This window comes from Streptomyces sp. JH34 (assembly GCF_029428875.1).
Classification (GTDB): domain Bacteria; phylum Actinomycetota; class Actinomycetes; order Streptomycetales; family Streptomycetaceae; genus Streptomyces.
The window spans coordinates 1,038,910-1,052,841 of record NZ_JAJSOO010000001.1; the positions used below are offsets into that span (position 1 = coordinate 1,038,910).

Below are 13,932 nucleotides of genomic sequence, written 5' to 3' on the forward strand. Positions count from 1 at the left end.
CGGGTCAGGCGGTGCGCAGGAACTGGTCCAGGACCCGGACGCCGAAGTGCAGCGCGTCGACGGGGACGCGCTCGTCGACACCGTGGAACAGCGCCTGGTAGTCGAAGCCGACGGGCAGCTTCAGCGGGGAGTAGCCGTAGCCGGTGATGCCCAGACGGGAGAACTGCTTGGCGTCCGTGCCGCCCGACATGCAGTAGGGGACGACGTGGGCGTCCGGGTCGAACATCTCGATGGCCGCGCGCATCTTCGCGTACGTCGGCGAGTCGACCGGCGCTTCGAGGGCGACCTCCCGGTGCTGGAACTCCCAGTCGACGCCGGGGCCGGTGAGGCGGTCCAGGGTCTCGCGGAACTCGTCCTCACCGCCGGGCACCATGCGGCCGTCGATCTGGGCGGTGGCACGGCCGGGGATCACGTTGACCTTGTAACCGGCTTCCAGCATCGTCGGGTTGGTGCTGTTGCGCACGGTCGGCTCGATCAGGGCGGCGGCCGGGCCGAGCTTGCCGAGGAGCTCGTCCACGTCGAATCCGGGGGCGTCGGGATCGACGCGGATGTGGTGCAGCGCGGCGATCTCCACGATCGCGGCCCGTACCGTCGGGGTGAGCCGCACGGGCCACTCGTGGGCCCCGATCCGGGCGACGGCGGCGGCGAGCCTGCTGACGGCGTTGGCCTTGTTGACCTTGGAGCCGTGACCGGCCTTGCCCTCCGCTGTCAGCTTCAGCCATCCCGTGCCGCGTTCACCCGCGGCGACGGGGTAGAGCGCCATGCCGGGTCCGGCGTGGAAGGTGAAGGCCCCGGACTCGCTGATGCCCTCCGTGCAGCCGTCGAAGAGCCCCGCGTGCCGGTCGGCGAGGAACCCGGCGCCGTCGTCGGCGCTGGCCTCCTCGTCGGCCGTGTAGGCGACGACGATGTCGCGGCGCGGGCGGACGCCCGCACGCGCCCAGGCCCTGACCACGGCGAGGACCATCGCGTCCATGTTCTTCATGTCGATGGCGCCGCGCCCCCACACGACGCCGTCGCGCACCTCGCCGGAGAAGGGGTGCACGGACCAGTCGGCCGCCATGGCGGGCACCACGTCGAGGTGGCCGTGCACGAGGAGGGCGTCGGCCGACGGGTCGGTGCCCTGGATCCGGGCGACGACGTTCGTCCGTCCAGGGGTGCGCTCCAGGAGAGCGGGCTCCAGCCCGGCGCCGGCCAGCCGCTCCGCGACGTACTCGGCGGCCGGGCGCTCCCGGCAGCTGCCGTCGCCGCGGTTGGTCGTGTCGATCCGGATCAGTTCGGAGGTGAACGTCACCGACTCGTCGAGGGCGCGCTCGTCGACCGGTCCGGTGGGGTGGTCCGCCTCAGCCATACTGCTCCTCCACGGCGGCCGACACGATCGTCGTCACCGCCTTGAACGTGCGAATACCTTCGTACATCGTCCCGCTGGTGTAGGCGACCCGCCGCTCGCCGCTCGGCGCCACGCCGGGGACCACGGTCGCGGCGGCCGCCAGATGCTCCGCGTCGAACTCCAGCTCCACCGTCCAGGACCCGCCGGTCACGGGCGCGTGGCGGACGGCGAGCGCGGCCGCTTCGGCGGCGGCGGCCCTGATGTCGGCGGCGGTGCGGGCCGGGGTGCGGCACACGGCGGCGTAGCGCGAGACGTGGTCCTTCACCGCGACCGTGCGCGCCGCGGGTGCGTAGCCGCGGGCGTCCACGCAGGTCAGGTCGTCGCCGGTGACGAGGACGACGGGGACGCCGTACTCCGCCGCGACGTGGGCGTTCAGCAGGCCCTCACTGGCACGGACCCCGTTCAGCCAGACCCCGGTGATGGAGTTGGCGAGGTAGGTGTGGGCGAGCACGCCCTCCGTGCCGGCGCCCGTGTGGTAGCCGACGAACGCGACGCCGTCGACGTCCCCGTGCTGGATGCCCTCGACCATGGAGAGGGACTTGTGCTTGCCGGTGAGCATCTGGACGCGGTCGTCGAGCCGTTCCAGGAGCAGGTTGCGCATGCTCCAGTGGGCCTCGTTGACGACCACCTCGTCGGCTCCGCCGTCGAAGAAGCCGAGCGCCGCCGCGTTCACGTCGGAGGTGAAGAGCGCACGGCAGCGTTCCCACTGCGGGGTGCCGGGCAGCACGTCGCCCGGCCAGGTCACTCCGGTGGCGCCCTCCATGTCGGCGCTGACGAGGATCTTCACGGTGCGCGGTCCTGTCGCTGGTCGGCCGTTCCCCCGCCCGTCACGGGAAGAGGATCTTCGTGCCGGATCACGGTACGCGCCGGGGCACCGCCGGGCCAGGGCCTCGGTGATCTGTCACTGGTCCAGTCCGGTGAAGCCGTCCGCCGCCCGGGTGCCGGGCGGCGGACGGCTCCGGGATCAGACGCGGCCGGTGCCCTCGACCAGCTGCTCGATCCGGGCCAGCTCGTCGTCGCCGAACTCCAGTCCGCGGACCGCCTCGACGCTGTTCTCCAGCTGGGCGACACTGCTCGCGCCGACGACGGCGGAGGTGACCCGGCCGCCGCGCAGCACCCAGGCGAGCGCCATCTGGGCGAGGGACTGCCCGCGTTCCCGCGCGAGTTCGTTGAGCGCGCCCAGCCGGGCGACCAGGTCGGGGGTGACGGCCTCGGCCGACAGGAACGGGCTGGTACCCGCCGCCCGCGAGCCCTCCGGGACACCGTTCAGATAGCGGTCGGAGAGGATGCCCTGTTCCAGCGGGGAGTACGCGATGGAGCCGGTGCCGAGCTCGTCGAGGACGTCCAGCAGTCCGTCCTCGACCCAGCGGTCCAGCATGGAGTAACGCGGCTGGTGGATGAGGAGGGGGGTACCCATCTCGTTCAGGATGCGGGCCGCCTCGCGGGTCTGCTCGGCGGAGTAGTTGGAGACACCGGCGTACAGCGCCTTGCCCTGGCGCACCGCCGTGTCGAGGGCGCCCATGGTCTCCTCGAGCGGGGTGTCCGGGTCGAAGCGGTGGGAGTAGAAGATGTCGACGTAGTCGAGGCCGAGGCGGTTCAGGCTCTGGTCCAGCGAGGAGCGCAGGTTCTTGCGGGATCCCCACTCCCCGTACGGGCCGTCCCACATGTGGTAGCCCGCCTTCGTCGAGATGACGATCTCGTCCCGGAGGCCGGCGAAGTCCGTCTTCAGGGCGCGGCCCATGGCGGTTTCGGCGGAACCGGGCGGCGGGCCGTAGTTGTTGGCCAGGTCGAAGTGGGTGATGCCGAGGTCGAAGGCCCGGCGCAGGATCGCGCCCTGGGTCTCGGGGGTCCGGTCGCCTCCGAAGTTGTGCCAGAGCCCGAGGGACAGCGCGGGCAGCAGCAGGCCGCTGCGGCCGGTGCGCCGGTAGGGCATGGCGTCGTAGCGGTCGGCGGACGGAAGGTACATACGAGCACTCCACGGGGCACGGCGTAGCGCGCCAGGTCTGGTGCGCGTCCTCAAGACTGGCGGAGAAAGATCCAGCGGTCCAACAGGAGATTGCGCTGGGATTCATCGTCTAGATTGCTCAATCATGGAATTGCGTCAGCTGGAGCACTTCGTCGCGGTCGCCGAGGAGCAGCACTTCACCAGGGCGGCCGAGCGGCTGGCGGTGTCGCAGTCGGGGCTGTCCGCGTCGGTGCGGGCCCTGGAACACGAGCTGAAGACGCCGCTCTTCAGCCGTACCACCCGGTCGGTCCGGCTCACCGAGGCCGGACAGGCCCTGCTGACGGAGGCCGAGCGCACGCTGGCGGGCGCCAGGGCCGCGCGGGACGCGGTGGACGCCGTCCGGGGTCTGCTGCGCGGCACGCTGACGCTCGGGGTGGAGCAGTGCGTGGCCGGGGTGAGCACGGCGCGGTTGCTCGCGGCCTTCCACCGGGAGCACCCTCACATGGAGATACGGCTCCGGCAGGAGGGCACGTCCAGCCTGCTGGACGGGGTGGCGGGCGGCCGGCTGGACCTCGCGTTCGCCGCGACCGTCAGCCCGCCGGAGTGGCGGGGCGATCTCGTACCGCTGGCCCGCGAGCCCATGGTCGTCCTGTGCTCCCCCGGCCACCGGTTCGCGGAGGAGGGGGCGCGAGTGGTGTGGGACGACCTGCGCGGCGAGTCGTTCATCGACTTCCACCCGGACTGGGGGCCCCGCCGCGCGGCGGACGAGGCGTTCACCGCGGCGGGGGTGCGCCGCACCGTGGCGCTCGAGGTCAGCGACGTGCACAGCCTGCTGGAACTGGTGCACGAGGGGCTCGGGATCGCCGTGGTACCGCACCATTTCTCCCGCAAGCCGGAAGCGGGCGGACTGGTCGCCGTGGATGTCGCCGGGACGCACCGGCCGGTCTACGAGAGCGTCGTCGTGCTCCCGCCGTCCCGGGCCATGAGCCCCGGGGCGAAGGCGCTGATGGCCCTGGTGCGGGCGGCCCCGCCGCGCTGAGCCGGGCCGTCGGCGTCTCAGCCGCTCAGCGCCTCGGCGAACGCGCCCGCCTCCTGGTCGATCCCGCTGCAGGTGTCCGACGCGGTCGCCGTGCCCTCGCCCGAGGCGCACTCCTGGTCGCGGAAGGCAGCCCACAGGGAGAGGGCGCCGACCCCCTGACGGGTGGCGAAGTCACGCAGCGACGTCGCGTCGTCGAGGGTGAAGGTCTCCCCCTCGACGTCGTTGACCCCGATCATCACGGTGATGTGCAGCGCCTTCCACGCCGCTTCCTGCGACAGCCTGAGGAGGTCCACGAGCTGGTCGTGGGCGGCGCGTGCCGCGCTCCCGGCGTAGTCGCCCATGTCGCCGTCGTGGGAGGTGCTGTAGTTCATCGCCATGATGTTCACCGCGGAGATCTCGACCCCCTGGTCCACCGCGTCCTCCAGGACGGCGGTCCCGGTGTCCTCCAGCCCGTCGGGCATGACCGGCAGGGTGTAGGTGACGTCGAGGTCGCGTTCGTCCTGGAGCAGGGCGAGCGCCTCGTTGCGGCGGGTGACGGAGGCGGTGTCGGTGAGCGCGTCGCCCTCGATGTCGAAGTCCGCCTTCGTGGCGCCGACGGCGTCCAGCACCTCCGCGTAGGCGTCGGCGAGTTCCCGTGCGCTGCCGCAGGTCAGTGCCGCCTCGGTGCCCGCGGCGCCACCGAAGGAGACCCGGACGTCCGCCCCGCTCGCGGTGAGCTTCTCGACGCGGGCCGCGACCGCCTCATCGGTGACCGCCGTGGTGCCGCCCCAGAGCGGGGTGCAGCCGGCGGCCTCGGAGGTCACGAAGGCCAGGTTGTACGTGTCGGGGGACCCCGCGTCGTCGGTGTCGGCGGCGGTCGTGGCGCTCACGTACGGCGTGTAGTCGGTCCGGGTGGCCGTCGGCGGTGGCGGAGCGGACCCCTTCGCCTGATCGGCGACACCGCCCGTCGAGCAGGCCGAGCAGGCGAGGCCGAGCGCGATCAGCCCGGCAAGGGCCGAGGAGACCCGTGTGCGCCTTTGCATGACGTATGTGCACCTGCTCTCGGAAAGTCGTCCGGAACGGCAGCCGGTGCTGCCGGGACCTCCTGAACCTCTCACACCACGGGCCTTCGCAAGGACACAGCGAACTCATGGAAAAGGGCCTCGGCCGGTCATCCGAATCCCTCAACTCCCCTGCGGACCAGGGTTCGAGAGGTACGGGAAAGCCGCAGCGCGTCCGCCGCACTCTCAGCGGGCCGACAGGTTCGGGCCCTTTTCACAGCGGACGGCCAGAAAAGCTCCAGAGTTCGCACAACAAGCTTCGCCACCATGCGCACATGCAATCCGACCCCGTCATCGAGAAAGACCTGGCGCCGCGCGGCCGACGCCGGGCACACGCCGGCCCGGCCCGCGCGGCCGAGCGCCGCCGCACGGCCGGGCAGCCCCAGGAGGGGCCCGTCTTCGTGGACAGTTCCGGGCGCCGGGCCAAGCTGCTGCGCCGCGTCGGCGTGCTGCTGGGCACCCTGTGCGTCGGCTACGCGGCCGTGCTGGGGCTCGCCTTCATGGGCGGCATCTCCCTGACCCCCTCCCAGTTGCTCCCGTTCGACGGCGGGCCTGCCGCGGAAGCGGGGCCGGGCGGCAGGATGCGGCCCGGCTACGGTGTGCCGCCGGGCGGCACCGCACCCCCGAGCGGCACGCCCGCACCGCCGGCGTCCGGCGGAGCGGCCCCGTCCGGCCAGGCGACGGCTTCGGCCTCGGGCTCGGCTACGGCCTCGGGCTCGGGCTCGGGCTCGGCTACGGCATCGGGCGGGGCGAACTGATGGCCGCCTCCCGCCGCCGTCACGCCACCCCCGGCAGGATCGGCCGCGTCGGGCGCCAGGCCGTTCCCCGGCCCCGCGTGATCATGGCCCTGGTGCTCCTGCTCGGGCTCGTCTGCACGATGCTGCTGGACGGATACCTCCGCGCCGAGGTCGGCGACGACCAGCGGGTGCGCTCGAACGCCTCGGCGGACACGGTGCCCGACGAGGTGCTGGAGGGCGGGCCCATCCTGAGCTTCCCCGGCGGCACCGCCCGCAGCCAGTCCGTGCCGGACAAGACCATCGTGCTGACCTTCGACGACGGCCCCGATCCCGAGTGGAGCGGGAAGGTGATGGACATCCTGGAGGAGAACGACGTGCCGGGCACCTTCTTCCTCGTCGGCTCCATGATCTCGCGCTACCCGGACGTCGTCAGCAGGATGGTCGACGAGGGCAACGAGGTGGGGGTCCACACCTTCACCCATGTCGACCTCTCGTACCAGAGCGAGGCCCGCGTCAAGCGGGAGATCGCCCAGACACAGCTCGCGCTGGCCGGCGCGACGGGCATCACGACGACACTGTTCCGCGCCCCGTACTCCTCGAGGACCGACGCGATCGACGACTACAGCTGGCCCGTCTACCAGCGCCTCGGCGCGATGGGCTACACCAGCGTGTTCATCGACACCGACAGCGAGGACTGGCAACGGCCGGGCGTCTCCAAGATCGTCAAATGGGCGACTCCGGAGGGCGGCGAGGGCGCCTCGGTCCTGTTCCACGACGCGGGCGGCGACCGCTCCGAGACGCTGGCCGCGCTGCCGAAGTACATCAAGAAGATGAAGGCGAAGGGTTACACCTTCACCACCGTCAGCGGCGCGCAGCAGCAGGACGCGGCCGCCGCCGGCGAGACCGGTGGGGACGGGGACGGCGCCGCACAGCCCGGCGGCCCCGCGCAGGCGGGATCGGCGCAGGGCAACGCCGAGCAGGCCGCCCACCGCACGGCGGACACCGCGAGCGTCTGGGAGGGCCGCGCGCTGCTCGCCGCCGTCGCCGTGGCGGAGTGGAGCGTGCCGGGACTGGCCGCCGTGCTCGCCGTCGTCGGCGTCGCGGTCCTGGGCCGCTTCGGCATGATGCTCCTGCTCGCGCGGCGTCACCACCGGCAGCGGAACAGGCGCGGATTCACCTGGGGCCCCGAGGTGACCGGGCCGGTCAGTGTGATCGTCCCCGCGTACAACGAGAAGGAGTGCATCGCCAATACCCTCAACTCCCTCGCCGCGAGCACCCATCCCATCGAGATCGTGGTCGTCGACGACGGCTCGACGGACGGCACCGCGGAGATCGCCGAAGCGCTCGGCCTGCCCAATGTGCGGGTGGTCCGGCAGGAGAACGCCGGCAAGCCCGCGGCGCTCAACAACGGCGTGCGGCACGCACGGTACGACATCGTCGTGATGATGGACGGGGACACCGTCTTCGAGCCGGACGCCGTGCACCAGCTCGTCCAGCCGTTCGCCGACCCCGGGATCGGTGCCGTCGCGGGCAACGCGAAGGTCGGCAACCGGTCCACGATGATCGGTGCCTGGCAGCACATCGAGTACGTGATGGGGTTCAACCTGGACCGCCGGATGTACGACCTGCTGCGCTGCATGCCCACCATCCCGGGCGCCATCGGGGCCTTCCGCCGCCAGGCGGTCCTCGAGGCCGGCGGGATGAGCGAGGACACCCTGGCCGAGGACACCGACATCACCATCGCGCTCCACCGTGCGGGCTGGCGCGTCGTCTACGCCGAGCACGCCCGCGCCTGGACCGAAGCACCGGCCTCCCTGGGGCAGTTGTGGCGTCAGCGCTACCGCTGGAGCTACGGCACCATGCAGGCGCTGTGGAAGCACCGCCGTTCCGTCACCGACCGGGGGCCCTCGGGGCGCTTCGGACGGGTCGGCATGCCGCTCGTCGTCCTCTTCCAGATCGTCACACCCGTGTTCGCGCCGCTCATCGACGTCTTCACCGTCTACGCGATGATCTTCGTGGACTTCCGTGCCTCGCTGCTCGCCTGGCTGGCCGTCCTGGCCGTTCAGCTGTTCTGCGCGGCGTACGCCTTCCGTCTCGACCGCGAGAAGTACCGCTGTCTGCTGATGCTGCCCCTCCAGCAGCTCGCCTACCGACAGTTGATGTACCTCGTGCTGATCCACTCCTGCGTGACGGCGGCGACCGGCGGCCGGCTGCGCTGGCAGAAGCTGAAGCGCACCGGCGAGGTGGGCACGTCCCAGGTCGGGGCGCCGTAGTGGCGGGGACGCACCGCAGGACGGCGGCCCCGCCCTCCCCCGCGACGGCGACGGCCACCGGCCGCGACCGGTCCTTCGACGTGCTGCGGGCCGTGGCGCTCGTCCGGGTGGTCACCTACCACACCTTCGCGTGGCCATGGCTGGGATACGTCTTCCCTTCCATGGGCGTGATGTTCGCGCTCGCCGGATCGCTCATGGCCCGCTCGCTCGAACGGCCGGCCCCCGTGGTGCTCCGCAGCAGACTCCGGAGGCTGCTGGTTCCGGTGTGGCTGTTCGGTCTCGTACTCGGGGTGGCGATGCTGCTGCACGGCTGGGTACCGGGGCCGGACGTCCTCCTCTGGGTCCTGCCGGTCGGCGACCCGCCGGGCAACGCGTGGGGGGAGCAGGCCTGGGCGGTGCTCTGGTATCTGCGCGCCTACCTGTGGTTCGTGCTGCTCTCCCCCGTGCTGCTGCGTCTCTTCAGGCCGGCGCCGCTACCCGTGCTCGTCCTGTCGCTGGTGCCCGTCGTGGTGCTGGAGACGGTGTCGGGTGTGCCGGACGGCCGGCTGGGCAGCGCGCTGAGCGACGCGTCGGTGTTCCTGTTCTGCTGGCTGCTGGGCTTCGCGCACCGCGACGGTGTGCTCGACCGGCTGCGTGGCCCGGGAGCGCTTGCCGTCGCGGCGCCGTTGATGGCGGCGGGGGCCTGGTGGGCCGCCGGGCACCCGGCGGAGGGCTCGTTCGACCTGGACGACATCCCGCTGGCCCAGGCGTTGTGGTCGGCGGGGTTCGTCCTGCTCCTGCTGCGTTTCCGGCCCCGCTTCGACGGCCTCGTGCGTCATCCGGTGGCCGACCGGATCGTGACGGTGTTCAACGCCCGCGCGGTGACGGTCTATCTCTGGCACGAGGTGGCGCTGATGGCCGCGGTGCCGCTCATCGATCTGATGTGGGAGGTACCGGCGCTGGAGCAGCACCTGCCGCTGGACAGCCCGTGGACGCAGTTCGGCCTCGCGTGGGTGCTGATCGCGGTGGCGGTGGTGTCCTTCGGCTGGGTCGAGGACGTCGCGGCGAGGCGGAAGCCCCGTCTGCTGCCGTGAGAGGAGGGGGTGCGCGGCCGAGTCCGCGCACCCCCTTCCGCACGACCGCGCTCAGTCCTCGTGCCCCAGCTGGAGATCGCGTTCGGTCCGTCCTCCTCCGGGGAGCTGGAGCACGGTGGCGACCGGCGGGTAGCCGGCGGCGATCACGGTGTACTCGCCGGTCGACAGGTCCACGAACCGGAACGCCCCGTCGGAGCCGGTGGTCAGGGTGTCGACCACGTTGCCCGCCGCGTCGAGCAGCGTGACCCTGGCGTCCTCGACGGCGCGTCCGCCGGGGGCTCGGACGATCCCGCGCAGCACGGCGCCGCCGGCCAGCTCGATGTCCTGTCTGGTCTCCCGGGCGGCCTGCACGCTGACCGGGAGGGCGGCGGGGCGGAAAGCCGGGGCGCTGGCGGCCAGGGTGTACTCACCGGCCACCAGTTCGCTGATGACGTAGGCGCCTTCGCGCCCGGTACGGGTGCTCGCGACGACTTCGCCCCGTACGTCGGTGAGCGTGACCGCCGCGTCGCGGACGGGCGCGCCGTCGGGTGTGAGGACGGCTCCGGCGAGCCGGCCCGCCCCGCCCAGCACCACGTCCAGCTCCACAGGCCGCTCGCCGACCGTGACGCTGACGGCCTGCGGCTGGTGCCCGCCCGCGGCTGCGATCAGCACATAGGAGCCGGCGCCGGGCGCGCTCAGCGCGTACCGCCCGTCGCCGTCGCTGGCCCCGCGTCCGACCTGCCGTCCCTGACCGTCGATGAGCGTGAGCGCGGCCCGGCCGACCTCGGTGCCGTCGGGGTGCTGGACGCATCCGCGCACCGGGGTCCCGGAGGGCGGAACGGGCTGCTGCGGGCCGGAATCGGTGCGGGCCATGGGGATCGTGGAGTGCTCCGCGGCCGGGTCGGGGGCCGTCTGCGGGGTGTGGTGGGACACCAGCGATTTCTCCTTGAGGAAGAAGGCGAGGAAGAGGCCGAGCAGAAGCACCGGCACCAGGTAGAGGAAGATCCGCGGCATCGCGTCGGCGTACGCCTGGATGTAGGCGTCGCGCAGTGCGGGCTCCATGGTGTGGACCAGCTGCGGGGTGATCGACTCCGGGTCGGGCAGATCGGCCCCGGAGGGGAGCCGCACCGCGAGCGCGTCCGCGAGCCGTCCGGCGAACAGGGTGCCGAAGATGGCGGCGCCGACGCTGCCGCCGATCTGCCGGAAGTAGTTGTGGGCGCTGGTGGCGGTGCCGAGGTCGGACTGACGTACGGAGTTCTGCACGGCCAGTACCAGGATCGACATGACGAGGCCGATCCCGATGCCCAGGACCGCCTGCCAGGCGCCGTACTCCAGCGCCGACGTATCGGTGTCGAGGAGGGAGAGCAGCCACATCCCGACGGTCGACACGGCTCCGCCCACGAGCGGGTAGACCCGGTAGCGGCCGGTGCGCGAGACCAGCTGTCCGGAGACGACGGAGGCGATGACGATGCCGCCCATCATGGGCAGCATCAGCAGCCCCGACTCGGTGGCGGACACCCCCTCGACCATCTGGAGGTAGGTCGGCAGGTAGCTGGCGGCCCCGAAGAGCGCGACCCCGACGACCGCGCCCACCAGCGAGGTGACGTTGAAGACGGAGTCGCGGAACAGCCGCAGCGGGATGACGGGTTCGGCGGCCCGGTGCTCGACGACGAGGAACAGCAGGGTCGTCACGACGGCTCCGACGGCGAGACCCAGGATGGTCCGCGAGCCCCAGGCGTACTCCGTACCGCCCCAACTGGTGAGCAGCACCAGGCAGGTGGACGCGACGGCCAGCAGCAGGGCACCCAGCACGTCGAGCCGCGGGCGGACGGCGGGTTTGGGCAGTTTCAGCACGAGCGCGATGACGGCGAGGGTGACGATGCCGAACGGCACGTTGATGTAGAAGCACCAGCGCCAGGAGGCGTGGTCGGTGAAGAACCCGCCGAGGAGCGGTCCGGCGACGGAGGCGAGACCGAAGACAGCTCCGATGAGGCCCATGTAGCGGCCGCGCTCCCTGGCCGGAACGATGTCGGCGATGATCGCCTGGACGCCGATCATGAGCCCGCCGCCGCCGATGCCCTGGACGGCCCGGAAGGCGATGAGTTCGTCCATGGTGCGCGACCAGCCGGCGAGTGCGGAGCCGATGACGAAGACGACGATCGCGAACTGGAAGACGCTCTTGCGCCCGAAGAGGTCGCCGAGCTTCCCGTAGATCGGCAGGCCGATCGTGGAGGCGAGCAGATAGGCGGTCACCGCCCAGGACATCTTGTCCAGGCCGTGCAGCTCACCGACGATCTTCGGCAGGGCGGTGGCGACGATCATCTGGTCGAGCGCCGCGAGCAGCAGGGTGAGCATCAGTCCGAGGAACACCAGCCGGACCCTGCGGGGGCTGATCTCGTCCGGCGGGGCGGGCGGTCCGGCGGCGGTCGGCGGCGCGGGCGGTCCGGCGTCCACGAAGGTGCCGGGCGGCCCGTGCTCCGTGCCTCCCGGCTCGTCCTTCACCAGAGTGATCCCACCCACCACGTGACGCTCCCCTCATCGCAGCTGCGCCGCCCATTTCTCGCATCAGGTGGCAAGGCGGGGCAAACGCGAACAGGCGCGCGCACGGCGCGCGTAGAGGGCTTATGCGCCGGTGGGAGGCACTACGGCGCGCAACCGGCCACCCGGGAAAACCACCCGTTCCGGTGAGGCCGGCCGCACGCCAACGGCAGGGGGCTCAGGCTTACTTCTCGACCTCGGCGGCGAGGTTCTGCAGCAGTTCGTCGTAGATCCGGCCGAGTCCCTTGGGCGCGAAGGTCTTCTCGAAGAAGCCTCCGATGCCGCCGGCACCGTTCCACACGGTGGAGACGACGGCCTTGGACTTGCCCTCGCCGGCCGGGGTGACGGTCCAGGTGGTGACCATCGAGGAGTTGCGGTCCTTCTCGATCAGCTGCCCCTCCGTGGGCTCGGTGACCTCGAGCAGGCAGTCGCGGACCCGCTTGCTCGTGGCCTGGAGCTTCCAGTGGACGAGGGTGCCCTCGCCGTCTCCGCCCTCGCGCACCTCGTACTCGCTGAAGTGCCCGGTCAGCACCTTGCCCCGGACCTCCTTGTAGTCGGCCAGCGCATCGAACACCGTCTCTGCGTCCGCCGCGATGATCCGCTCTGTCGTGGCCTCGACCTGCGCCATGCCTGTTCCTCCAGCACTCGGTTGTTCGGGGTGCTGCTGAGCCAACCACCTCGGGCACGGCCCCTCAAAATCGGGTCCCGCCCCCCGCCGTGCACGATCAAGGGAACACATGTTCTATTCTCAGCCGGAGTACTACCGAGGAGGGGTTCATGCGCTGGGACAATCTGGCAGAGAACACCACGAACACGGGGAACGGCGGCGCGCTCTTCGCAGCGGACGCAGTGACCACGCGCACCTTCGACACCCCGGAATTCCGAGGGATCACCTTCCACGAGATCCGGGCCCGCTCGATCGTGAACCGGGTGCCCGGGGCGTCCCGCATGCCGTTCGAATGGACCGTGAACCCGTACCGCGGCTGCACCCACGCCTGCGTGTACTGCTTCGCCCGCAGGACCCACAGCTATCTGGACCTGGACACGGGTCTCGGTTTCGACTCCCAGATCGTCGTCAAGGTCAACGCCGCAGAACTGCTGAGCCGCCACCTGGCCTCCCGGCAGTGGCACGGCCAGCACATCGCGATGGGCACGAACGTCGACTGCTACCAGCGGGCCGAGGGGCGGTACCGGCTGATGCCCGGCATCATCACGGCCCTGCGCGACCACGCGAACCCCTTCTCCATCCTCACGAAGGGCACACTGATCCTGCGCGACCTCGACCTGCTGCGGCAGGCCGCCGAGGTCACCGAGGTCGGTGTCTCCGTCTCCGTCGGCTTCACGGACCAGGAGCTGTGGCGCACGGTCGAACCGGGCACCCCCTCGCCCGAGCGCCGGCTGGACGTCGTCCGCGCCCTGGCGGACAACGGCATCGGCTGCGGGGTGCTGATGGCGCCCGTCATCCCCTTCCTCGGCGACAGCCCCGGCCAACTGCGTGACACGGTCCGTGCCGTCGCCGCCGCCGGGGCGACCTCCGTCACCCCGCTCGTGCTGCATCTGCGACCCGGCGCCCGCGAGTGGTTCATGCAGTGGCTCGGCCACCACCATCCGCATCTGGTGGAGCGGTACGAGCGGATGTACGCCGACGGGGCGTACGCGCCGACCTGGTACCAGCGCGACATCACCCGCCGGGTGCACGAGCTGGCGGCCGAGTTCGGCATCGGCCCGGCCGACCGGGGCGGCGCCCGCCGCGTCACCCGCGAGACGCCGGCGCCGGCCGTGGACGGCCCCGCACCCGGCCCCACCCAGCTGTCACTGCTCTGACCGCACGGGACCCACTCACCGAACGGGTCAACTCTCGCCGACATGTGTCCTTCCCCGGCGCGATACGGGAAGCATGCGGCCGGGGCTGTGCCACCCA

At 71.7% G+C, this 13,932-nt stretch carries 11 protein-coding genes; 5 read left to right on the plus strand and 6 right to left on the minus strand.

What is annotated here, in order from left to right:
- Nucleotides 1-4 precede the first annotated feature (4 nt).
- From LWJ43_RS04770 to LWJ43_RS04780, 3 genes are all read right to left on the minus strand, one after another.
- Nucleotides 5-1,348, minus strand: coding sequence for a M20/M25/M40 family metallo-hydrolase (locus tag LWJ43_RS04770; RefSeq protein WP_277331022.1), 1,344 nt, complete (start codon nucleotides 1,346-1,348; stop codon nucleotides 5-7).
- Nucleotides 1,341-2,174: a M55 family metallopeptidase gene (locus LWJ43_RS04775; protein WP_277331023.1), complete on the minus strand. Its 834-nt coding sequence runs from the start codon at nucleotides 2,172-2,174 to the stop codon at nucleotides 1,341-1,343. The genes LWJ43_RS04770 and LWJ43_RS04775 overlap by 8 nt, the downstream gene beginning before the upstream one ends.
- A 177-nt stretch (nucleotides 2,175-2,351) precedes the next feature.
- Nucleotides 2,352-3,353 (minus strand): aldo/keto reductase, encoded by a 1,002-nt coding sequence (locus tag LWJ43_RS04780; RefSeq protein WP_277331024.1) that lies wholly within the window; start codon nucleotides 3,351-3,353, stop codon nucleotides 2,352-2,354.
- A gap of 124 nt (nucleotides 3,354-3,477) precedes the next feature.
- Between LWJ43_RS04780 and LWJ43_RS04785 the strand changes: the two genes are divergently transcribed.
- Entirely contained in the window at nucleotides 3,478-4,371 is an 894-nt protein-coding gene (locus LWJ43_RS04785; protein ID WP_277331025.1) for a LysR family transcriptional regulator, read from the plus strand.
- A 17-nt stretch (nucleotides 4,372-4,388) separates the two neighbouring features.
- Here the strand turns inward: LWJ43_RS04785 and LWJ43_RS04790 are convergent, their stop codons facing one another.
- Nucleotides 4,389-5,393 (minus strand): chitinase, encoded by a 1,005-nt coding sequence (locus LWJ43_RS04790; protein ID WP_277331026.1) that lies wholly within the window; start codon nucleotides 5,391-5,393, stop codon nucleotides 4,389-4,391.
- Nucleotides 5,394-5,686: 293 nt separating this feature from the next.
- On the opposite strand from LWJ43_RS04790, the gene LWJ43_RS04795 reads away from it, so the two are divergent.
- From LWJ43_RS04795 to LWJ43_RS04805, 3 genes are read left to right on the plus strand one after another with little or no spacing between them, the layout of a single operon-like run.
- Complete coding sequence (locus LWJ43_RS04795; RefSeq protein WP_277331027.1) at nucleotides 5,687-6,169, plus strand: hypothetical protein; 483 nt, start codon at nucleotides 5,687-5,689, stop codon at nucleotides 6,167-6,169.
- On the plus strand, nucleotides 6,169-8,421 hold the full coding sequence (locus LWJ43_RS04800; RefSeq protein ID WP_277331028.1) for a bifunctional polysaccharide deacetylase/glycosyltransferase family 2 protein: 2,253 nt from the start codon (nucleotides 6,169-6,171) through the stop codon (nucleotides 8,419-8,421). The genes LWJ43_RS04795 and LWJ43_RS04800 overlap by 1 nt, the downstream gene beginning before the upstream one ends.
- A complete protein-coding gene (locus LWJ43_RS04805) occupies nucleotides 8,421-9,494 on the plus strand; it encodes an acyltransferase family protein (protein ID WP_277331029.1) in 1,074 nt (357 codons plus the stop codon). The genes LWJ43_RS04800 and LWJ43_RS04805 overlap by 1 nt, the downstream gene beginning before the upstream one ends.
- A 51-nt stretch (nucleotides 9,495-9,545) precedes the next feature.
- Here LWJ43_RS04805 and LWJ43_RS04810 read toward each other — a convergent pair whose 3' ends face one another.
- The gene (locus LWJ43_RS04810; protein WP_277331030.1) at nucleotides 9,546-11,996 is read right to left on the minus strand and encodes an MFS transporter; all 2,451 of its coding nucleotides are present in this window, start codon (nucleotides 11,994-11,996) and stop codon (nucleotides 9,546-9,548) included.
- A 199-nt stretch (nucleotides 11,997-12,195) separates the two neighbouring features.
- Complete coding sequence (locus LWJ43_RS04815; RefSeq protein ID WP_277331031.1) at nucleotides 12,196-12,639, minus strand: SRPBCC family protein; 444 nt, start codon at nucleotides 12,637-12,639, stop codon at nucleotides 12,196-12,198.
- A 149-nt stretch (nucleotides 12,640-12,788) separates the two neighbouring features.
- On the opposite strand from LWJ43_RS04815, the gene LWJ43_RS04820 reads away from it, so the two are divergent.
- Entirely contained in the window at nucleotides 12,789-13,835 is a 1,047-nt protein-coding gene (locus LWJ43_RS04820) for an Rv2578c family radical SAM protein (RefSeq protein WP_277331032.1), read from the plus strand.
- The last annotated feature ends 97 nt before the right edge of the window (nucleotides 13,836-13,932 follow it).

Bases quoted from the DNA above. Each gene is read 5' to 3' on its own strand.
- LWJ43_RS04770 (WP_277331022.1), bottom strand. From the start codon at position 1,348: ATGGCTGAGGCGGACCACCCCACCGGACCGGTCGACGAGCGCGCCCTC.
- LWJ43_RS04780 (WP_277331024.1), bottom strand. From the start codon at position 3,353: ATGTACCTTCCGTCCGCCGACCGCTACGACGCCATGCCCTACCGGCGC.
- LWJ43_RS04785 (WP_277331025.1), top strand. From the start codon at position 3,478: ATGGAATTGCGTCAGCTGGAGCACTTCGTCGCGGTCGCCGAGGAGCAG.
- LWJ43_RS04790 (WP_277331026.1), bottom strand. From the start codon at position 5,393: ATGCAAAGGCGCACACGGGTCTCCTCGGCCCTTGCCGGGCTGATCGCG.
- LWJ43_RS04795 (WP_277331027.1), top strand. From the start codon at position 5,687: ATGCAATCCGACCCCGTCATCGAGAAAGACCTGGCGCCGCGCGGCCGA.
- LWJ43_RS04800 (WP_277331028.1), top strand. From the start codon at position 6,169: ATGGCCGCCTCCCGCCGCCGTCACGCCACCCCCGGCAGGATCGGCCGC.
- LWJ43_RS04815 (WP_277331031.1), bottom strand. From the start codon at position 12,639: ATGGCGCAGGTCGAGGCCACGACAGAGCGGATCATCGCGGCGGACGCA.
- LWJ43_RS04820 (WP_277331032.1), top strand. From the start codon at position 12,789: ATGCGCTGGGACAATCTGGCAGAGAACACCACGAACACGGGGAACGGC.